General features: G+C 71.0%; 24 protein-coding genes. 17 read left to right on the top strand and 7 right to left on the bottom strand.

All coding sequences use genetic code 11. From position 1 onward, the window contains the following. Positions 1 to 33: 33 nt before the first annotated feature. The 3 genes from K7G59_RS35020 to K7G59_RS13605 all read right to left on the bottom strand — a co-directional run bounded on the left by K7G59_RS35020 (position 34) and on the right by K7G59_RS13605 (position 1566). The gene (locus K7G59_RS35020) at positions 34 to 309 is read right to left on the bottom strand and encodes a hypothetical protein (RefSeq protein ID WP_308295029.1); all 276 of its coding nucleotides are present in this window, start codon (positions 307 to 309) and stop codon (positions 34 to 36) included. Positions 310 to 535: 226 nt separating this feature from the next. Then, positions 536 to 745 carry a DUF397 domain-containing protein gene (locus K7G59_RS13610; protein ID WP_225833913.1) on the bottom strand — a complete coding sequence of 70 codons (210 nt, stop codon included), beginning with the start codon at positions 743 to 745 and terminating at the stop codon, positions 536 to 538. Continuing rightward, on the bottom strand, positions 727 to 1566 hold the full coding sequence (locus K7G59_RS13605) for a helix-turn-helix transcriptional regulator (protein ID WP_225834230.1): 840 nt from the start codon (positions 1564 to 1566) through the stop codon (positions 727 to 729). The genes K7G59_RS13610 and K7G59_RS13605 overlap by 19 nt, the downstream gene beginning before the upstream one ends. A gap of 173 nt (positions 1567 to 1739) precedes the next feature. On the opposite strand from K7G59_RS13605, the gene K7G59_RS13600 reads away from it, so the two are divergent. The 3 genes from K7G59_RS13600 to K7G59_RS13590 are packed head-to-tail and all read left to right on the top strand — an operon-like array spanning position 1740 to position 2571. Beyond that, positions 1740 to 1922 (top strand): hypothetical protein, encoded by a 183-nt coding sequence (locus K7G59_RS13600; protein ID WP_225833912.1) that lies wholly within the window; start codon positions 1740 to 1742, stop codon positions 1920 to 1922. Further along, positions 1919 to 2179, top strand: a complete 261-nt coding sequence (locus tag K7G59_RS13595) for a hypothetical protein (RefSeq protein WP_225833911.1) — start codon at positions 1919 to 1921, stop codon at positions 2177 to 2179. Before K7G59_RS13600 ends, K7G59_RS13595 begins: the two co-directional genes overlap by 4 nt. A 29-nt stretch (positions 2180 to 2208) precedes the next feature. Beyond that, positions 2209 to 2571, top strand: a complete 363-nt coding sequence (locus K7G59_RS13590; protein ID WP_225833910.1) for a DsrE family protein — start codon at positions 2209 to 2211, stop codon at positions 2569 to 2571. A gap of 40 nt (positions 2572 to 2611) precedes the next feature. Here K7G59_RS13590 and K7G59_RS13585 read toward each other — a convergent pair whose 3' ends face one another. Then, on the bottom strand, positions 2612 to 2875 hold the full coding sequence (locus tag K7G59_RS13585; protein ID WP_225833909.1) for a DUF3099 domain-containing protein: 264 nt from the start codon (positions 2873 to 2875) through the stop codon (positions 2612 to 2614). Between the two features lie 130 nt (positions 2876 to 3005). Here K7G59_RS13585 and K7G59_RS13580 point away from each other — a divergent pair, with 130 nt between their 5' ends. The 7 genes from K7G59_RS13580 to K7G59_RS13555 all read left to right on the top strand — a co-directional run bounded on the left by K7G59_RS13580 (position 3006) and on the right by K7G59_RS13555 (position 7849). After that, positions 3006 to 3584: a hypothetical protein gene (locus K7G59_RS13580; RefSeq protein ID WP_225833908.1), complete on the top strand. Its 579-nt coding sequence runs from the start codon at positions 3006 to 3008 to the stop codon at positions 3582 to 3584. Positions 3585 to 3593: 9 nt separating this feature from the next. Beyond that, positions 3594 to 4346, top strand: coding sequence for a hypothetical protein (locus tag K7G59_RS13575; protein ID WP_225833907.1), 753 nt, complete (start codon positions 3594 to 3596; stop codon positions 4344 to 4346). A gap of 123 nt (positions 4347 to 4469) precedes the next feature. Further along, positions 4470 to 5207 carry a DUF2993 domain-containing protein gene (locus tag K7G59_RS13570; protein WP_225833905.1) on the top strand — a complete coding sequence of 246 codons (738 nt, stop codon included), beginning with the start codon at positions 4470 to 4472 and terminating at the stop codon, positions 5205 to 5207. Positions 5208 to 5416: 209 nt separating this feature from the next. Beyond that, on the top strand, positions 5417 to 5497 hold the full coding sequence (locus K7G59_RS35320) for a putative leader peptide (RefSeq protein WP_351515640.1): 81 nt from the start codon (positions 5417 to 5419) through the stop codon (positions 5495 to 5497). Positions 5498 to 5627: 130 nt separating this feature from the next. Then, positions 5628 to 6473 carry a sulfurtransferase gene (locus K7G59_RS13565; RefSeq protein WP_225833902.1) on the top strand — a complete coding sequence of 282 codons (846 nt, stop codon included), beginning with the start codon at positions 5628 to 5630 and terminating at the stop codon, positions 6471 to 6473. 47 nt (positions 6474 to 6520) lie between these two features. Continuing rightward, positions 6521 to 6808: a DUF1416 domain-containing protein gene (locus K7G59_RS13560; protein ID WP_028421436.1), complete on the top strand. Its 288-nt coding sequence runs from the start codon at positions 6521 to 6523 to the stop codon at positions 6806 to 6808. A gap of 447 nt (positions 6809 to 7255) precedes the next feature. Beyond that, positions 7256 to 7849, top strand: a complete 594-nt coding sequence (locus tag K7G59_RS13555) for a hypothetical protein (protein WP_225833900.1) — start codon at positions 7256 to 7258, stop codon at positions 7847 to 7849. 664 nt (positions 7850 to 8513) lie between these two features. On the opposite strand, the gene K7G59_RS13545 is transcribed toward K7G59_RS13555, so the two are convergent. Genes K7G59_RS13545 through K7G59_RS13535 form a run of 3 tightly spaced genes read right to left on the bottom strand, consistent with a single transcriptional unit; the run spans position 8514 to position 10902 of the window. After that, on the bottom strand, positions 8514 to 9752 hold the full coding sequence (locus tag K7G59_RS13545; protein WP_225833898.1) for a hypothetical protein: 1239 nt from the start codon (positions 9750 to 9752) through the stop codon (positions 8514 to 8516). A gap of 3 nt (positions 9753 to 9755) precedes the next feature. Continuing rightward, positions 9756 to 10010, bottom strand: coding sequence for a MoaD/ThiS family protein (locus tag K7G59_RS13540; RefSeq protein WP_225833895.1), 255 nt, complete (start codon positions 10008 to 10010; stop codon positions 9756 to 9758). A 52-nt stretch (positions 10011 to 10062) separates the two neighbouring features. After that, entirely contained in the window at positions 10063 to 10902 is an 840-nt protein-coding gene (locus K7G59_RS13535; protein ID WP_225833893.1) for an alpha/beta hydrolase, read from the bottom strand. Between the two features lie 148 nt (positions 10903 to 11050). On the opposite strand from K7G59_RS13535, the gene K7G59_RS13530 reads away from it, so the two are divergent. From K7G59_RS13530 to mshD, 7 genes are all read left to right on the top strand, one after another. Beyond that, complete coding sequence (locus tag K7G59_RS13530) at positions 11051 to 11830, top strand: response regulator transcription factor (RefSeq protein WP_225833891.1); 780 nt, start codon at positions 11051 to 11053, stop codon at positions 11828 to 11830. A 106-nt stretch (positions 11831 to 11936) separates the two neighbouring features. After that, entirely contained in the window at positions 11937 to 12962 is a 1026-nt protein-coding gene (locus K7G59_RS13525) for a LacI family DNA-binding transcriptional regulator (protein WP_225833889.1), read from the top strand. Positions 12963 to 13073: 111 nt separating this feature from the next. Then, entirely contained in the window at positions 13074 to 14030 is a 957-nt protein-coding gene (locus K7G59_RS13520; protein ID WP_225833887.1) for a S1C family serine protease, read from the top strand. 47 nt (positions 14031 to 14077) lie between these two features. Then, positions 14078 to 14341: a hypothetical protein gene (locus tag K7G59_RS13515; protein ID WP_225833885.1), complete on the top strand. Its 264-nt coding sequence runs from the start codon at positions 14078 to 14080 to the stop codon at positions 14339 to 14341. Between the two features lie 486 nt (positions 14342 to 14827). Then, entirely contained in the window at positions 14828 to 15562 is a 735-nt protein-coding gene (locus tag K7G59_RS13510; RefSeq protein ID WP_225833883.1) for a response regulator transcription factor, read from the top strand. After that, positions 15559 to 17013 (top strand): cell wall metabolism sensor histidine kinase WalK, encoded by a 1455-nt coding sequence (locus K7G59_RS13505; protein ID WP_225833882.1) that lies wholly within the window; start codon positions 15559 to 15561, stop codon positions 17011 to 17013. Before K7G59_RS13510 ends, K7G59_RS13505 begins: the two co-directional genes overlap by 4 nt. Before the next feature lie 223 nt (positions 17014 to 17236). Continuing rightward, entirely contained in the window at positions 17237 to 18163 is a 927-nt protein-coding gene (gene mshD, locus K7G59_RS13500) for a mycothiol synthase (protein WP_225833880.1), read from the top strand. Positions 18164 to 18174 lie beyond the last annotated feature (11 nt).

Raw genomic sequence — 18174 nt, 5'->3', positions numbered from 1 at the left:
GGCCTGGACCCGGCTCTCTTGACGAGGTGCGTCTCAGCCGAGCAGCTCGGTCTGCAGCGTCACGGTCTGGCGGAACGGCACTGCCTTCGCGGCGCCCTCGCGGGACTGCGTGATCACCGCCAGCGTGTCCCCGGCCGCCAGGTACGCCTGCCGGACCTGCTCACCGCCGTACGGCTCGGTCTCGGCGTACGGCGTGAGCAGGACGTCGTCGACCTGGGCCGCCTGCGGGAAGCCCTCGTCCCGCTCGTACAGGTCGGCGCCGCGCACCAGGTACGTGGGGGCCGAGTAGTTGGTGAGCTCATCGTTCAAGAGGTCCTCGGCCACGGCGGCCGTGGCGAACTGCAGCAGGTGGATCCGGGTCCGCGTGCCGTCCTGGGTGGTCCAGCCGCGTGCCGCGATGTGCCGCAGGCCGTTGTCGGTGAGCTTCTGCCCCAGCTCCCGGCGGTCGCCCTTGTGGTACTGCGCGAGGAAGTCCTTCGTCGCCAGCCAGCCGTCGACGCCGCGCAGGTCGCTTGATGCCCGACCGCACGCCGGCCTAACGGGCCAGGCCCCCGCCCTTGACTCCGTCCACGAAGGCGGCCCAGGCGGGGGCTCCGAGGAGGAGGGGGGTACGGGTCGTGTCCTTGCTGTCTCGGACGGGGACGAGGGAGGGCATGTTGTCGGCGACCTCGATGCAGGCACCGCCGTCCTGGTTGCTGTAGCTGCTCTTGCGCCACATGATGTTGCTCAGGTCAATGGCTCGCATTGCACTTCCTCCAACATCCGCACGATGAACTCCCACGATTCGTCCGGAGACAGGGCCAAATCGCGTACTCGATCGTATCGGAGCTGGAGCTGCTCAACGGCGGTGGTTTCCTGCACCAGTTCACCCGAGTAGCCGGTCTCGACCCATGCGACGACCCGACCGCCGCCCCGGAGGAACATAGCGTCCGTGTTCATCAGTGCATGCAGCCCTCTCGCCCATGGCAACACCTGAATGGTGACGTTGGGGCGCTCCCCCATCGCCAGAAGATGGCGCAATTGTGCGTGCCATTCGGCGGTGTTGCGAAGTGGGCTGCGCAGCACCGCCTCCGAGAGAATCGTGCGGAACTGCGGCCCACCGTCCGCCAACAGCAGTTCACGACGGCCCATGCGCGCCGCCACCTGGCTGTCTAACTCCGCCCCGGTCAGCCCGCCCTGCGTAAGCAGTTCGGCGGCGTACTCCGGCGTCTGCAGCAGCCCGTGAATGATGCTCGGCGAGTACTGCCAAAGACTCACCGCCTCGGCCTCCAACACCATGTACCGCCGATACCGTTCCTTGAACTGCGTCGGATCCGCCACCGCCAGCTCCCACAGCGTGAGCAGCAGCGGTGTCGTCCCGTAGTACTGGTCCAGCGCCTGGACCACCTCCGGGCTCCCCAGCGTCTGCCCCTTCTCCAGCTTGCCGAAAAGGGACGCGTCCCACCCCACCACGTCCGCCAGGCCCCGCAGGCTCACCCCGCGCGCGGCGCGCAGTGACCGCAGCTCCTCGGCAAAACGCACCCTCGGCTCCTGGCTGCGACCCGTGATCACCCTCCGCTGCGGCACCGGCACCCCTCCCCGGTTGTGGAATTTGTGGAATTTCGGCCGACCGGTGTGGAACCACCAGCGGTTCTGGGCGAATTGGCCTCTTGCCTGGGCCATCCTCATGACACCCAGCAGTACGCAGAGTATGGCAACAGCCACATTCCGCATAGATGGTGATCAAAGGAGCGAAGCCCATGCGAACGGAACCGGCCAGCTACGACGACCTGACCCGTCCGCCCCAGCCCGTCCCCGGCTGCGAGGCGTGCGCGGAGCTGGTGGCGTTGCGGGAGGCGGCGCAGGAGGAGTACGACCGCAGCGCGGAGACCGACGCGAACGTCCTGATGCGCCAGCACCTGCGGCGGGAGCACCACGCATGACGGGCGGCGGCGGGCTGCCGTACGAGGAGTGCAGGCGCGAGCAGCAGCGGCGGCAGGAGGCGGGGGTCCCGCTCGACCGGGCGCCCTTGTACCCCGCCTACGCGCTGCCGCCCTTCCACCCCGGCACCCGCGCCACGGCGCGGCACCGGCGGAAGCGCAAGATCGACGGCGACCTGGTGAGCGGTGTGCTCAGCGTGCTGGGTGTCGCCACGCTGCTCGTGACCGTCGTCGTGGCCGCTGTCCGGCCGGGCGGCTGACCGCCGCCCGCGAGGACTACGCTTCCGGCATGGCGAAGAAGCTCGTGATCAAGGTGACGGCGGGGGCCGATGCCCCTGAGCGCTGCTCTCAGGCGTTCACGGTGGCGGCGGTGGCGGTGGCCAGCGGGGTCGAGGTGTCGCTGTGGCTGACGGGAGAGTCGTCCTGGTTCGCGCTGCCGGGGCGGGCCGCCGAGTTCGAGCTGCCGCATGCGGCGCCGCTGCCGGACCTCGTCGAATCCGTCCTCGCGGGCGGGCGGATCACCCTGTGCACCCAGTGCGCCGCACGTCGCGAGATCACGGAGAAGGACGTCATCGAGGGTGTGAGGATCGCGGGCGCGCAGGTCTTCGTGCAGGAGGCGATGGCGGACGGCGCCCAGGCACTCGTGTACTGAGGCACTCGTGTACTGAGCACTCGCGCACCGGGCGGCCCGCTCAGGAGCGAGGGTGTTTCTTGCCGTCCAGCTCGTCCCACCACTCGTCGGACTGCGGGTCGCCGGACGGGTCGTCCCACCAGCGGTCCTCCGGCCCCCGCCGGTTCGCGATCATCGCGGCGACCGGCGGGATGATCATGGCCACCACGCACAGGGCCACGGCGGCGGGGATGGACCACAGGCGTACGACTCCCCAGGCCAGGACGAAGAGGCCGATGCACGTCCCCATCATGGCGAAGTAGATGTGACGCCGCCGCGCGTACATGCATCCAGCGTAAGTCGGAGCACGCCGCCGAGCCCCTCGCGCGCCCCCATCACCCTTTCAGCGGCAGCACTCCGCGGTGGTCGCCCCCTAGGTTCGCGGCATCGGCCGAAGGTCGGCGAAAGGTGATGACGTGCCGCGCAAGAACGCTCTGGGGGCTGCCCTCGTCGCGCTCGTGGCCCTGGGGATCGGCGGGCCGCCGGCGTCGGCGGCGGCCACGCCCGGCACCAGTGCGAAGCCCGGGAAGCCCGTTCCGGGTGTGGCGCCGGCGGGTGCCGACAAGACCGCGGTCTACCTGGACATGGCGGGCCGGATCATCCCCGCGGCCGGGCGTCCCGCCGCGGCCCCGCAGACGGCGCGCTTCCGCTGCACACCGGTCAGCGGGAGAGACAACCCGCACCGGTCCGGGACCGGCGTCGCGGTGTCCGGTCACGGCTGGTGGGACAAAGGGACCTGCAGCAACGACCGCGCCAAGGTCTACAACTGCCTCTACGAGTACTACACGGACAACTCCTGGCGCCAGAAAGCGTGTTCGCCGCGAAAGGAACTCAAGCCGGGCGGCGGCAGCAGCAACCGTACGGTGGCACGGCACGACTGTGCCGACACCCTGCGGACGTCATGGCGCAACCATGTGGACGTCAATGTGATCGGTCAGATCGACACCCCGGAGAAGCCGATGAACGGGGCCGTGGTCGACTGCCGGGTGTACTAGGGAGGGCCAATGGTGCGTCCGTCCGCGGGCCCCATGTTCGCCGCCCTCTACGGCGAGCTGACCCCGCACGCGTGGCACGACCCCGAGCACGACGCCTACCAGCTGTTCCACCAGCGCTCGCTCGCCATGGGCTGGCTGGACGGCCTGTGGGGCATGAACGACGCCGGGTGGGAACATCCGGGCGCCGCTCCCGGGGCGGGCCTGGCCGCATGGTTCCAGGTCGGGGCCGGTCCCGTCCCGGGTGACCGGCCGCTACCGGTGCAGCCGTTCCTGCGGTGCGCCGCGGACACGGCGGAGCGGGTGGGCAGGCTCCGCGTGTCCGCCGTCCAGGTCCTGCTGCCGGTCCAGGGCCTCGATCCCGCGGCCCGCCCGCCGTACGCGCCCGTGCCGTCGATGCAGACGGTCCACTGGTTCGCCGAACGCGACCCCGAATCGAGAACCGCGGTGGAGGTGGCCGTCAGCGGCGGACGGGAGCCGGCCGTCCCCGCCCTGGCCCCGCGGCTGGCCGAACGGCTCCGGCAACTGGACCAGGATGTGTTCGTCTGCGGTTCCCACGAGGCCGCCGGGCCGCAGGACCTGCTCGCCCCGCCGTTCGACGACAGCTTCTGGAACGGTCCGGGGCTGCACGGCGTGGTCCTGCGGGGTGAGTTGGTGGAGTGGTCGTGCGAGGCGGTCGGATGGCTGGCGGAGACGCTGGCGGACCTCGTCGCGGGGCTGGGTGCCCGTTCGCCGCTGTTGCTGACCGTCGCACGAGCCGGGTAGGCGCCCGCGCGGCACCTGTCACAACTGGCGCACAAATCCGCGTTGGCCGGGCCCGGCACGGTTACCGTGTCGTAGCCGAACACCACGGTGCACCGCCACCGCCTACCCGGGGGAAAACACCACATGCGCGCCCTGCGAATAACTCTGATCGTCGTCGTGATCCTGGGCGGGCTCTTCGTGATCGCGGACCGGATCGCCGTCCACTTCGCCGAGGGCGAGGCCGCCGACAAGCTGAAGTCGACGGAGAACCTGGCCTCGACCCCGGACGTGAACATCAAGGGCTTCCCGTTCCTCACCCAGGCCGCCTCCGGCTCCCTGGACGACGTCGAGGTCGGCATCAAGGACTACGACGCGGCCACCGGCACCCCCGGAAAGAGCATCCGGATCGACCACCTGAAGGCCGACATGAAGGACGTCGAGTTCTCCAGCGACTACAGCTCGGCCACCGCGGCCACCGCCACCGGCACCGCGACGATCTCGTACGCAGAGCTGCTGAAGACCGCGAAGTCGGAGCCGACGGAGGTCGCCCCGGGTGTCACGGCCCGTGTCGTCGGCCTCTCCGACGGTGGCAACGGCAAGATCAAGGTCGCGGTGGAGGGGACGGTCTCCTCCCTCGGGATCACGCAGACGGTGTACGTCCTCAGCTCGGTCGCCGTCGAGGACAACAAGGTCCGGGTCCACGCGGACAGCCTGCCCAAGCTGGGCGCAGCCGCGGTCGCCGAGGGCCGCATCCGCCAGATCACCGACTTCCAGCAGGCCGTCGACCAGCTGCCGGGCGGCATCAAGCTGGACAAGGTGCAGGCCGCCCCGGACGGGGTGGAGATCACCGTGAAGGGTGCGGACGTCAAGCTGGCGGGATAGCCGCCGGCAGGAGATGGAGTCGGTGAGACGCCGGTTGTCCGACTGGCGAGACACCCGCGTCCGCAGCGTAGATGCACTCACCCGTACGAGCGCCCAGGGGTCACACCGAGACCCCTGGGCGCTTTCCTTGTCCTACAGTTCGGACGATAGTGTCTCGGCATATGACACACCGGTGACACGCCCACCCGGACGTCCCTACGATCGAGCCCATGAAGCGACAGGCGGATCTCACAAAGCGGCGGGCAGTGGACCTGTGCCGCGTGGCCGCCATGCTCTGTCGCTCCTTCTGAGCGGAACGTCCCCGACCTCCGCGTTTCCCAGCCGCCCTGCTTGAAGGGCGCCTGTGCATCCGCTCCGGCCCAGCCGGAGGCGCACTCGTACGCATTCGCACCCCGCCGCACCTGCCCCGGAGGAGAGAGCATGAGCCGCAGCGACGTCCTCGTAGACGCCGACTGGGTCCAGGACCACCTGGACGACCCGACCATCGCGCTGGTCGAGGTGGACGAGGACACGTCCGCCTACGAGAAGAACCACATCAAGAACGCGATCCGCATCGACTGGACCAAGGACCTCCAGGACCCGGTCCGCCGTGACTTCGTCGACCAGGAGGGCTTCGAGAAGCTCCTGTCGGAGAAGGGCATCGCCAACGACCACACGGTGATCCTCTACGGCGGCAACAACAACTGGTTCGCGTCGTACGCCTACTGGTACTTCAAGCTGTACGGCCACGAGAACGTCAAGCTCCTCGACGGCGGCCGTAAGAAGTGGGAGCTGGACGCCCGCGAGCTGGTCCCCGGCGACGAGGTCCCGGAGCGCCCGAAGACGGACTACAAGGCCAAGCCGCAGGACGCCTCCATCCGCGCCTTCCGCGACGACGTCGTGGCCGCCATCGGCTCGCAGAACCTGGTCGACGTCCGCTCGCCCGACGAGTTCTCCGGCAAGCTGCTGGCCCCGGCCCACCTGCCGCAGGAGCAGTCGCAGCGCCCGGGCCACGTGCCGACCGCCCGCAACATCCCGTGGTCCAAGAACGCCAACGACGACGGCACGTTCAAGTCGGACGAGGAGCTGAAGGCCCTCTACGCCGGCGAGCAGGTGGACCTGTCCAAGGACACGATCGCCTACTGCCGCATCGGTGAGCGCTCGGCCCTGACCTGGTTCGTGCTGCACGAGCTGCTCGGCGTGGAGAACGTCAAGAACTACGACGGCTCCTGGACCGAGTACGGCTCCCTCGTCGGCGTGCCGATCGAGCTCGGCGCCAACAAGTAATCCCACCCGACCGACCTTCTGGTCAGACCCCCCTTACGGAGAGAGACATGTGTGGAGCGAAGGCCGGCGGCCCCGACGCCTCGACGATCAAGCCCGGTGAGACCACGATCCAGGGCCAGGTGACCCGCGACGGCGAGCCGGTGACGGGCTACGTCCGTCTGCTCGACTCGACCGGCGAGTTCACCGCGGAGGTCCCCACCTCCGCCACGGGCCAGTTCCGCTTCTACGCGGCCGAGGGCACCTGGACCGTCCGCGCGCTGGTGCCCGGCGCCACCGCCGACCGCACGGTCGTCGCCCAGAAGGGCGGGCTGGCGGAGGTCGCCATCGCCGTCTGACGGCGTCGCACAACGGCGCCGTCTGACGGCGCCGCACAGGTCTGAAGGGCCGCATCCCCTGGGTTGGACGCCAGTGGGGGTGCGGCCCTTCGGCTTGCCGTCCCGGAGGAGGCTTCCGGGGCTCCTCAAGGGCTCCCAGGGCTCCGGAACCGGGTGCCATTAACCCGGCTCACCGCATCTCTCCGGTAATGACACGCTTACTCCCGGAGTGACCGCTTGTCATATGATCATCCGAAAGGGCTAGCGGCACATCAAGTACCCCGATTGCATGGCGAGTTGACGTTGCGCCGGTGACCGCGCAATCAGGGACAAGCGCGATAAATCCCCCGATCGGCGCTCATCAGCGGAGATGCCCGGCACTTCTGACATGACATCGGTGGCGGTCGTGAATACGTTCATCTCGACCGGCCGATGCGGGCCGGTGTCTCAGAGACTGGAGAAAGCACCATGAAGATCTCCCGTTCCAACTTCGCCACTGCCGCGGTGGCCGCCGCCGCGGCCCTCGCCGCGACCGGCATCACCTACGCCTCGGCGGCCTCCGCACCGGCGCCCGAGGCGGCCCCGGCCGCCGTCACGGCCGCCGCCCCCGCCGCCCCCGCCGCCCCGGCGGCCGGCGCGCCGCTCGGCGGCACCGGCAAGGGCGGCAACAACAACAACGACAACTACGGCAACGACCACGACCGCGACCGCGACCGCGACCGGGGTGACGACTACTACCACGACGGTGGCCGGATCCAGATCAACGAGCGCTCCTACTTCGCGCACCCGGGTGACTGCATCACCGTCGTCAGCGGCCTGGGCGCCAGGTCGCTGAACATCCGCAACGACAGCCACCGGACCGTGGAGGTCTTCCGTGGGGCCGTGTGCGACAACGGCGCCCCCGTCGCCACCGTCGGACCCCACAGCTCCAGCGACGGTGTCCACGTCCGCCGCACCAAGGGCCTCTTCGTCAAGAACGGCGTGGTCGGCAGCTTCCGCGTGGTGGAGAACTACTTCCACGGCGGCGGTTACGGCGGTGGTTACGGCGGTGGCGGCAAGTAATCCAGAAGCCGCTATCTGATTGACATGGAGCCCCGGCCCGCCGGAATCGGGCCGGGGCTCCAGACATGACCATTGTCCGCCAACGCGTGCACCGGGCGCGCCCTGCCGAAACCGGACAGAAGACATCGCCGCGCCCGCCCGCCCGGACGATTCCCTTTGCCCCACCCCTCGTTGACCCCCGCCCGCACCCCACCGCCACCCACTCCGCACCCGGCCTCCCACACCTCCGAACGGGTGACGGGGGTGGGCCACAGGTGTACGGATCCTTCGAGTGCAGGGTTCGCCGGCGGGAGTACGGCACCTCTGGTGCGCTGCGCGACGAGTCCGCCCACCTCGACGACGATGTGGCGGACCTCCTCACCCGCACGCGGAAGCGGCTACGGCATCCACGTCGTGGCGGGCGTGCTCCGCTGGAGCGACGTACGCACCGCCACCCCAGGCTGTTCGTCCGGAGGAACAGGCGGCGGCCATGCTGCGCCCCACCTGGCACGGTCAACTCACCCCCTCGGTGCGAGTGTTGCCGACAGGGCCGCCCGCCCAGCGACTGCCCTCCGCTGCGACGGACCACGCGTGATGCCCGCGCTCCACACCATCACCGCACACCTCGGGGCTCGCTCGGGTGCAGCGGAATGAACGGGGTCACGGACCGGCGGCGCCGTGGCGTCTAACCGAGCGCGCGTCCCAGCGCCCACACCACCGGCGCCGCCGCCGACAGCGGCAGCGCCACCCCCGCCGTGAAGTGGACGAAGCGGGAGGGGTAGTCGTAGCTCGCGACCCGGTGTCCGATCAACGCGCAGATACCGGCCGCCGCGCCGAGCAGCGCACCCTTCGCGCCCATGCCCGTCATGCCGCCGACCGCGATTCCCGCGCCCGCCGCCGCCAGCAGCGAGACCACGACCGACGCGGGGGCCGGCAGGGGCAGCGCGCGGGCCAGGACGGCCACCGCGACCGCCGCCGCGCCCACGGAGACCGCGTGCGCGCCGGCGCCCAGATAGCCGGTGGCGAGGATCGCCAGGGCCGCCGAGGCGACAGTGGCCATCAGGCCGTACATCCGCTCGTCCGGCGAGGCGTGCGAGCGCAGCTGGAGCACCAGCGACAGCAGGACCCAGACGCCGAGGGAGCCCAGGATCGCCGCGGGCGCGTGGTCGCGGCCGGCCGCCAGCACCGCCACGTCCGCCGTGAGCGCCCCGAGGAACGCCAGGGCGATGCCCTGGCGGGCGGGCCACATGCCGTTCAGCCGGAACCAGCCCGCAGCCGTCACGGCCTGGAGCAGCACCAACGGGGCCACGAGGACGTACGAGGCGATGGGCGCCGTCACCGCGAGCAGCAGGCCCAGCACGGCCGTGAGCAGCGCCGGCTGCATCCCTGGTTCGATGATCGGCGAGCGGCCCTCCAACCGGGCCCGCTGGGCATCGGTGACACGGGAGTTGCCGGCGAGGGTGGCGGGGCCGTACGCCGGTCCGGAACCGGACTCCTGCTCCGGATCCGGCTTTGGCTCCGGCTCCGGCTTTGGCTCCGGCTGGGAGACCGGGGGCTGGGGGGCGTACGGCTCGGCGTGGGACGCCGCGTACGACTCGGCGTACTGCTGGTACTGCTGCGCTTCGTACTGCTGGTACTGCTGCGCTTCGTACTGCTGCTGCTGGCCGTACTGCTGCTGGTGCTGGTCGTACTGCTGATGCAGGCCGTACTGCTGGTGCTGGTCGTATTGCTGGTGCTCCTGCACCGGGGGCAGATACGCCGTCTCCGCACCCTGCACCGGCATCTGCACCGACGCGTGCGTCTGCGTCTCCCACGTCTGGCCCTGCCACTGCTGGGTGAGCTGCGGGTCCTGGGCGGGCTGCTGCCCGTACTGCTCATACCCGGGCCATTGCTGCTGGCCGCCCTGATACGGCTGGTCGCTCATCGCTCACCCTCCTGCGAACGGCGGAAGCACCTCGACCGTGCCGCCCTCGGCCAGCCGTACTGTCTCATGCGCGCGGGTCCCGACGGGGTCACCGTCGACGAGGAAGGAGCAGCGCTGGAGCACGCTGGTGAGTTCACCGGGGTGTCGCTCGCGCACGGCGGCGAGCGCGTCGGCGAGCGTGACCGCGTCGTACGGCTCCTCGGCGACCCCGGCCGCGGCCTTGGCGGCGGCCCAGTAGCGCACCGTGACCTTTGGCATCTCGTTCCTCAATCGATGGCGGGCAGAAACTGAAGACAGCTTGCCTGTCAGGCTAGCCCGCCCTGGACACCGCCCAGTGCCCGATCCGGGCGACGAGCGCGTCCCCGGCGGCGTGCTCGGCGTGACCCATGCCCGGCTCCACCCACAGTTCACCGTGGTCGCCGGCCGCCTCGGCCAGCATGCGGGGGTGGTCGAGGGGGAAGTAGCCGTCCCGGTCGCCGTGGACGAGCAGGAGGGGGACAGGGGCGATCTTCGGGACCGCTTCCACCGGGGAGAGGGGTACGGGGTCCCACTCGCGGTGGTGGATGCGGGTGCGCAGGCCGTAGCGGCCGACCAGGCGGCCCTCGGGGCGGGTGACCAGCCAGTGCAGGCGGCGCATGGGGGCCGTGCCCCGGTAGTACCAGCGGGCGGGGGCGCTGACCGAGACCACCGCGTCGACCGTGCCGGGGTTGAGCGCCGCGTGCCGCAGCACGACCGAGCCACCCATGGAGAAGCCGACGGTCACCACGTGCGCGTGCCCGAGGGAACGCGCCCACTCCACCGCGGCGGCAAGGTCGAGCACCTCCTTGTCACCGACCGTGGACCGGCCGCCGGAGGCGCCGTGGCCGCGGAAGGAGAAGGTGACGACGGCGCCGTGACGGGCGAGTACACCGGCGACCCGTCGAACGTGCGGACGATCCACATCCCCGGTGAATCCGTGGGCGATCACGAATGCCGGAACGGCACGCGCTTTCGGATGCTTTTCGTATACGACCGCGCCCGGGTCGTATACGGAATCGATCGGAATTCCGTCGGCCGTGCACAGAAACGTCCGCATAGGGGTAAGTCTGCTTGTCTCGGGATGCGGACGTACGGTGGAACGCACCACACGACCTGCCGGACCGTTGCTCATGTGGGCTATTCTGCTGGCAGAGGACTCGGGCAGCGCAGCCCCCGGGTCCTTTTGTGCTTTCGGAAGCGTCGTATACGAAGCGCCCCGGGATCGCAGAGCAGTGCCGCACCGCACACGTCCTCGCAGGGACCGAGGAGGGACCAGACGTATGAGTTCTCTGCTGCTCCTGACCAATGCACTCCAGCCGTCGGCGGAGGTGCTCCCCGCCCTCGGTCTGCTCCTGCACAGCGTGCGGGTCGCCCCGGCGGAGGGCCCCGCGCTGGTCGACACCCCGGGCGCCGACGTCATCCTGGTCGACGGCCGCCGTGACCTGCCCCAGGTGCGCAGCCTGTGCCAGCTGCTGCGCTCCACCGGCCCCGGCTGCCCGCTCGTCCTGGTCGTCACCGAGGGCGGCCTCGCCGCCGTCACCGCCGACTGGGGCATCGACGACGTCCTCCTCGACACCGCGGGTCCCGCCGAGGTCGAGGCCCGGCTGCGGCTCGCCATGGGACGCCAGCAGATCGTCAACGACGACTCCCCGATGGAGATCCGCAACGGCGATCTGTCGGTGGACGAGGCGACGTACAGCGCGAAACTCAAGGGGCGGGTCCTCGACCTCACCTTCAAGGAGTTCGAGCTGCTCAAATACCTCGCCCAGCACCCGGGCCGGGTCTTCACCCGCGCCCAGCTGCTCCAGGAGGTCTGGGGCTATGACTACTTCGGCGGCACCCGCACGGTCGACGTGCACGTACGTCGGCTGCGCGCCAAGCTCGGCCCGGAGCACGAGGCGCTGATCGGCACCGTCCGCAACGTCGGTTATCGATTCGTTACGCCCGAGAAGGGCGACCGGAACGCCGAGGAGGTCAAGGCCAGGGCGGGCCGGGCAAAGGCGGACGATGCGGATGAATCGGCCGCCCTGGAGGCCGCCGACGTCCACGCGGACGTATAAAGAACACGCGGCGAGGCATGAACATCCCCCCAGCGGGGCATTGCTACCGCACACCCAGCCTTGATACGCCCTGCCCAGAATGGGTCCATCCGCGTAGACTCCGCGCGTGGCCAAGGTGACTCGGGATGACGTGGCACGGCTGGCTGGGACCTCCACCGCCGTCGTCAGTTATGTCATCAACAACGGACCCCGGCCGGTCGCCCCGGCCACGCGCGAGCGTGTCCTCGCCGCGATCAAGGAACTGGGGTACCGGCCAGACCGGGTCGCCCAGGCGATGGCGTCCCGGCGCACGGACCTCATAGGCCTGATCATCCCGGACGCCCGCCAGCCCTTCTTCGGCGAGATGGCGCACGCGGTCGAGCAGGCCGCCTCCGAGCGCGGGAAGATGGTCCTGGTCGGCAACACCGATTACATCGGCGAACGCGAGGTCCACTACCTGCGTGCGTTCCTCGGTATGCGGGTGTCCGGCCTGATCCTCGTCTCGCACGCGCTGAACGACCTCGCCGCCGCGGAGATCGACGCCTGGGACGCCCGGGTGGTGCTGCTGCACGAGCGGCCCGAGGCCATCGACGACGTGGCCGTCGTCACGGACGACCTGGGCGGCGCCCAGCTCGCCGTACGCCACCTGTTGGAGCACGGGTACGAGTACGTCGCCTGTATGGGCGGTACGGCCGAGACGCCGGCCGTCGGCGACCCGGTCTCCGACCACGTCGACGGCTGGAAGCGGGCCATGGCGGAGGCGGGCCTGTCCACCGAGGGCCGGCTCTTCGAAGCGCCGTACAACCGCTACGACGCCTACCGCGTGGGCCTGGAGGTGCTGTCCGGCCCGAACCGGCCGCCGGCGATCTTCTGCTCCACCGACGACCAGGCCATCGGCCTGCTGCGTGCCGCCCGTGAGCTGCGCATCGACGTGCCCGGAGAGCTGGCCGTGGCCGGCTTCGACGACATCAAGGAAGCGGCACTCGCCGACCCGCCGCTGACCACGGTCGCCTCGGACCGCCCGGCGATGGCACGGGCCGCCGTGGACCTCGTCCTGGACGACGGGCTGCGCGTGGCCGGCTCCCGGCGCGAGCGGCTGAGGACCTTCCCGTCCCGGCTGGTGGTCCGCACGAGCTGCGGCTGCGAGTCCTGAGCCGTCCTCGGCACAGGACCCGGGCGTCTTTATATCGGGCAAACGAGGTTCTGTCGGGCTTCTCAGGGAGCACTCACGAAGCTTTCATGGTCACGGGACATCCTGAATGGCATGACCGTGAACCCTGAGTGGCCCCCGCCCCCCTCCAACGAGCCCGCCCAGCCCTTCGCGGCCCCCGAACCCACGCACAGCAAGAAGCGCAGCCGCGGTCCGATCGGCCTGCTCACGGCGGTCGCGATCGTCGCGGCAGCGGTCGGCGGCGGCACGGCCTACGCCTTCCAGGAGCTGACCGGCAAGGACTCGGTCGCCTCCGCCGGGACCACCACCCACGTGGTGCCCTCGAGCAAGAGGGGCAACGTCGCCGCGATCGCCGCCGCGGTCACCCCGAGCGTGGTCGAGATCAACGCGACCCTCGACAACGGCTCCTCCACCGGCTCCGGCGTGATCATCACCCGCGACGGCGAGATCGTCACCAACAACCACGTCATCTCCGGCGCCTCCTCGATCAGGGTGCGCACCAGCGACGGCAGGAGCTACACCGCCGAGGTCGTCGGCACCGACAGCTCCAAGGACCTCGCGTTGATCAAGCTGCGCGGCGCCTCCGGTCTCAAGCCCGCCGCGCTCGGCAGCTCGGGCAGCGTCCAGGTCGGCGACTCGGTCGTGGCGATCGGCTCCCCCGAGGGCCTGACCGGCACCGTCACCAGCGGCATCGTCTCCGCGCTCGACCGGGACGTCACCGTCTCCACGGACGAGAACCAGGGGCAGAACCAGGACGGCGACGGCCAGTGGCCGTTCCAGTTCGGCGGCCGGCAGTTCAACGGCGACACCGGTTCCTCCACGACGACGTACAAGGCGATCCAGACGGACGCCTCGCTCAACCCCGGCAACTCCGGTGGCGCGCTGATCGACGCGAGCGGCGCCGTCATCGGCATCAACTCCGCGATGTACTCGTCGGACGCGCAGCGGTCCTCGTCCTCGGACGCGGGCAGCATCGGCCTCGGTTTCGCCATCCCGGTCAACACCGTCAAGTCCGACCTCGCCAAGCTGCGGTCGGGCGCGAGCAGCTGATCCCCCTCTCCACCAGCCAGCACCATCCAGTCGGCAGGGAGTACGTCATGATCAAGCAGGTTTCCCACCAGGCCGCCGGCCTCGGCCCGGCCGCCCTCACCCTGGCCGTGGACGTGGCGTACGAGCTGCACGCGCCCGCCGTCCCCGTCCGCCCCGCCGAGGACCCGGAGTTCCCCGCGTTCCCGGAGCTGGAGGTCCCGCCGGTTCCCCAGCTGATGGGCCTGCGCACCCCGGCCGCGCGCACCCACCGCCGCAAGGTGCCGCTGAAGCGCCTGACCGCGGTCACGGGCCTGACCACGGCCCAGGTGTGAGCCACGGTCCTCGGGACCGAGCCGCGGTCCGGGCCCACCCCGCGGCCTTCAGGCCCGAACCGCGGTCCGGTCCCGAGTGAAGACCACGTCGACAGCCCCCTCGGCGCTCCGCCGGGCCCCGGATTCCCCTCGTCCCATCAGCTGGAGACCCCGCCGTTCCCCAGCTGATGGGCAGGCCCGTACCCCTCGGCCACGCACTCGACCGAGGCGCCGCTGACGCTCCGGGCCGCGGGCACGGACCCCGGCCACCGCCCGCCGGCCCCGGCCGCCGACCCCGTCCCCGGCCCCGCACCCGCCCTTGGCCCCGCCACCGTCCCTGGCCCCGCACCGTCCGGAAACGCCATCCGGCCGCGCGTGCGGGGCCGCGCCGCGATCCGCGGCGTGAGCACGTCTCCCGGCGCCGAAACATGCGACGCTGAGAGACACGTCGACCACCCCTACCGCCTCCGACCGCCCTCCACCCCACCCCCCGAGGAACCGCCACCGATGAGCCCTGCCGAAGGCGACCGTGACTCCCAGCGCATCCTGATCGTGGACGACGAACCCGCCGTGCGCGAGGCGCTCCAGCGCAGCCTCGCCTTCGAGGGGTACGGCACCGAGGTCGCCGTCGACGGCGCGGACGCGCTGGAGAAGGCGGCCTCGTACCAGCCGGACCTGGTCGTGCTGGACATCCAGATGCCCCGCATGGACGGCCTGACGGCCGCCCGACGCATCCGGGGCACCGGCGACACCACCCCGATCCTCATGCTCACGGCCCGCGACACGGTCGGCGACCGGGTCACCGGACTCGATGCCGGCGCGGACGACTACCTGGTCAAGCCGTTCGAACTGGACGAGCTGTTCGCCCGTATCCGCGCCCTGCTGCGCCGCAGCAACTACGCGGTGGCCGTGTCCGCCGAGGCCCAGGAGGACGAGGCGCTCAGCTTCGCCGACCTGCGCATGGACCTCGCCACCCGCGAGGTCACCCGGGGCGGGCGGCCGGTGGAGCTGACCCGCACGGAATTCACGCTGCTGGAGATGTTCATGGCCCACCCCCGCCAGGTACTCACCCGCGAGCAGATCCTGAAGGCCGTGTGGGGCTTCGACTTCGAGCCCTCGTCCAACTCGCTCGACGTCTACGTCATGTACCTGCGCCGCAAGACCGAGGCGGGCGGCGAGCCGCGCCTCGTGCACACCGTCCGGGGCGTCGGGTACGTGCTCCGCCAGGGCGGCGCGGAGTGAAGCGGCTGGCACGCCGCTACCGGGCGCTGCCGCTGAGGGCGCGACTGGCGGTGCTGGTCGCGGCGGCGGTGGCGTTCGCGGTGGCGGCGGTCTCGGTGTCCTGCTGGTTCATCGTGCAGGGAAAGCTGTACCACCAGGTCGACGACCGCCTGTCGGGCATCGGGAGCCGGACGCTGACCGCCGACGAGGTCACCGCAGTGGTGGCAGCATGCCCCCAGAACGCCGAGGACTCCGACGGCCGCCCCTCCCTCGTCTTCCTCCAGGTCGTCACGGCGAACGGCCGGACCTGTGTCGTGCCGAACTCCGAGGGCGTGTCGGTGAAGGTGACGGCCACGGACAGGGCCGCGGCGAAGAACCCCAGCCTCCGCACCCGTATCTTCCACAACAGCACCGACAGCAAGGGCAACGACGTCCGGGTGATGATCACGGCCGTTCCGGTGGGCGCAGTGGGCCCCACGATCGAGCCCTACCCGGGCGTCGCCGTCATGGTCTCCCTGTCCCTCAAGGACACCCAGAAGACCCTCAACGACCTCGCGCTGATCCTCCTCCTCACCTCCGGCGTCGGAGTCGTGGGAGCGGGCGCCGCGGGCCTGGCGGTGGCGCGGGCGGGCCTGCGTCCGGTCGACAAGCTCACCGAGGCCGTGGAGCGCGTCGCCCGGACCGAGGACCTGTCCATCCGCATCCCGGTGCACGACGACAGCGAGGACGAGGTGGCCCGCCTCTCCCGCTCCTTCAACTCCATGACCGCCTCCCTGGCCAGCTCCCGCGACCTCCAGCAGCAGCTGATCGCGGACGCCGGGCACGAGCTGCGCACCCCTCTGACCTCGCTGCGGACGAACATCGAACTCCTCACCCGCAGCGAGGAGACGGGCCGCCCGATCCCGCCGGAGGACCGCAAGGCCCTGCTGGCCTCCGTGAAGGCACAGGTGACGGAGCTGGCCGCGCTGATCGGCGACCTGCAGGAGCTGTCCCGCTCGGAGGGGCAGCGCGGCGAGCGCGTGCAGGTGGTCTCCTTCCAGGACGCCGTCGAAGCCGCCCTGCGCCGGGCGCGCCTGCGCGGTCCCGAGCTGTCGATCACGGCGGACCTGGACCCCTGGTTCGTACGGGCGGAGCCCTCGGCCCTGGAGCGGGCGATCGTCAACATCCTCGACAACGCGGTCAAGTTCAGCCCTGAGGGCGGCACGATCGAGGTGCAGCTGACCGGTGGCGTCCTGACCGTCCGCGACCACGGCCCCGGCATCGCCGCCGACGAACTCCCCCACGTCTTCGACCGCTTCTGGCGCTCCCCGAGCGCCCGTGCCCTGCCCGGCTCGGGCCTGGGGCTGTCCATCGTGGCGCGCACGGTCCAGCAGGGGGGCGGCACGGTCACCGTGACCGGCGCGAACGGCGACGGCACCCTGGTGACGGTACGGCTGCCGGGGGCACCCGCCGCTCCGCCGGAGACCGTCTGACGCCGGGCGGGGAGCCCACCCGCGCCGCGGTCTGACCACCGGCAGGCCCAGGCCCGCACACCCGCGCCGCGGTCTGACCACCGGCAGGCCCAGGCCCGCACTGCTGCGACCACGGCCACGATCCGGTCCGGGCGATCACCGGACGGCTGATGCCCCTTCACCGTCCGGACGCTGCCGCCCGATGTCGGCCCTCCGGTCCGGGGCTGGCCGTACCCTCGTACGCATGAGCAGCGACGACGCCGTACGGCCCTTTGCCTCCCGTGCCATCGAGACCTACACCGAACTCACCCCGAGCCAGGCCGAGGCCGTGCTCGGGCTGCTCGCGCAGGCCGCACAGGTCGACGGGCAGCAGCCGGTGTCCGAACAGGGCAGGCTGCAACTGCGCGGCGGGCCGCGCGAGGGCGTCTCGCACCTGCTGCTGACCATCGACGGCGAACTCGTCGGCTACGCACAACTGGAGGACACCGACCCGGTGGAGGCGCCGGCCGCCGAACTGGTCGTCCATCCCGGGCACCGCGGGCACGGACACGGCCGGGCGATCGGCTCGGCGCTGCTGGCCGCCTCCGGCAAGCGGCTGCGGGTGTGGGCGCACGGCGGGCACTCCTCCGCCCGCCACCTGGCCCAGGTGCTCGGCCTGACCCTGTTCCGTGAACTGCGCCAGATGCGACGGCCGTTGGCCGGTCTGCAGCTGCCCGAGCCGGCACTGTCCGAGGGGGTGACCGTACGCACCTTCGTGCCCGGCAAGGACGACGCCGCCTGGCTCGCGGTGAACGCGGCGGCCTTCGCCCACCACCCCGAGCAGGGCTCGCTGACCCAGCGCGACCTGGACGACCGCAAGGCCGAGCCGTGGTTCGACCCGGCCGGATTCTTCCTCGCCGAGCGGGACGGGGAGCTGATCGGCTTCCACTGGACGAAGGTGCACCCCGAGGAGGGGCTCGGCGAGGTGTACGTCCTCGGCGTCCGGCCCGGCGAGCAGGGCGGCGGCCTCGGCAAGGCGCTGACCACGATCGGCCTGCGCCATCTGGCCGGTCTCGGCCTGCCGACGGCGATGCTCTACGTCGACGCCGACAACAAGGCGGCCGTGTCGGTGTACGAGCGGCTGGGCTTCACGGTCCACGAGACGGACCTGATGTACCGCACCGAGACGTGACCGCCGGACGG

Origin of the sequence: Streptomyces sp. NK08204 (assembly GCF_020400585.1) — a bacterium.
In the GTDB taxonomy this organism is placed as follows: Bacteria; Actinomycetota; Actinomycetes; order Streptomycetales; family Streptomycetaceae; genus Streptomyces.
This window is presented reverse-complemented; position numbering and strand designations above follow the sequence as displayed.

Bases quoted from the DNA above. Each gene is read 5' to 3' on its own strand.
- K7G59_RS13610 (WP_225833913.1), bottom strand. From the start codon at position 745: ATGCGAGCCATTGACCTGAGCAACATCATGTGGCGCAAGAGCAGCTAC.
- K7G59_RS13600 (WP_225833912.1), top strand. From the start codon at position 1,740: ATGCGAACGGAACCGGCCAGCTACGACGACCTGACCCGTCCGCCCCAG.
- K7G59_RS13595 (WP_225833911.1), top strand. From the start codon at position 1,919: ATGACGGGCGGCGGCGGGCTGCCGTACGAGGAGTGCAGGCGCGAGCAG.
- K7G59_RS13590 (WP_225833910.1), top strand. From the start codon at position 2,209: ATGGCGAAGAAGCTCGTGATCAAGGTGACGGCGGGGGCCGATGCCCCT.
- K7G59_RS13585 (WP_225833909.1), bottom strand. From the start codon at position 2,875: ATGTACGCGCGGCGGCGTCACATCTACTTCGCCATGATGGGGACGTGC.
- K7G59_RS13575 (WP_225833907.1), top strand. From the start codon at position 3,594: ATGGTGCGTCCGTCCGCGGGCCCCATGTTCGCCGCCCTCTACGGCGAG.
- K7G59_RS13570 (WP_225833905.1), top strand. From the start codon at position 4,470: ATGCGCGCCCTGCGAATAACTCTGATCGTCGTCGTGATCCTGGGCGGG.
- K7G59_RS35320 (WP_351515640.1), top strand. From the start codon at position 5,417: ATGAAGCGACAGGCGGATCTCACAAAGCGGCGGGCAGTGGACCTGTGC.
- K7G59_RS13565 (WP_225833902.1), top strand. From the start codon at position 5,628: ATGAGCCGCAGCGACGTCCTCGTAGACGCCGACTGGGTCCAGGACCAC.
- K7G59_RS13560 (WP_028421436.1), top strand. From the start codon at position 6,521: ATGTGTGGAGCGAAGGCCGGCGGCCCCGACGCCTCGACGATCAAGCCC.
- K7G59_RS13555 (WP_225833900.1), top strand. From the start codon at position 7,256: ATGAAGATCTCCCGTTCCAACTTCGCCACTGCCGCGGTGGCCGCCGCC.
- K7G59_RS13545 (WP_225833898.1), bottom strand. From the start codon at position 9,752: ATGAGCGACCAGCCGTATCAGGGCGGCCAGCAGCAATGGCCCGGGTAT.
- K7G59_RS13540 (WP_225833895.1), bottom strand. From the start codon at position 10,010: ATGCCAAAGGTCACGGTGCGCTACTGGGCCGCCGCCAAGGCCGCGGCC.
- K7G59_RS13535 (WP_225833893.1), bottom strand. From the start codon at position 10,902: ATGAGCAACGGTCCGGCAGGTCGTGTGGTGCGTTCCACCGTACGTCCG.
- K7G59_RS13530 (WP_225833891.1), top strand. From the start codon at position 11,051: ATGAGTTCTCTGCTGCTCCTGACCAATGCACTCCAGCCGTCGGCGGAG.
- K7G59_RS13520 (WP_225833887.1), top strand. From the start codon at position 13,074: ATGACCGTGAACCCTGAGTGGCCCCCGCCCCCCTCCAACGAGCCCGCC.
- K7G59_RS13515 (WP_225833885.1), top strand. From the start codon at position 14,078: ATGATCAAGCAGGTTTCCCACCAGGCCGCCGGCCTCGGCCCGGCCGCC.
- K7G59_RS13510 (WP_225833883.1), top strand. From the start codon at position 14,828: ATGAGCCCTGCCGAAGGCGACCGTGACTCCCAGCGCATCCTGATCGTG.
- mshD (WP_225833880.1), top strand. From the start codon at position 17,237: ATGAGCAGCGACGACGCCGTACGGCCCTTTGCCTCCCGTGCCATCGAG.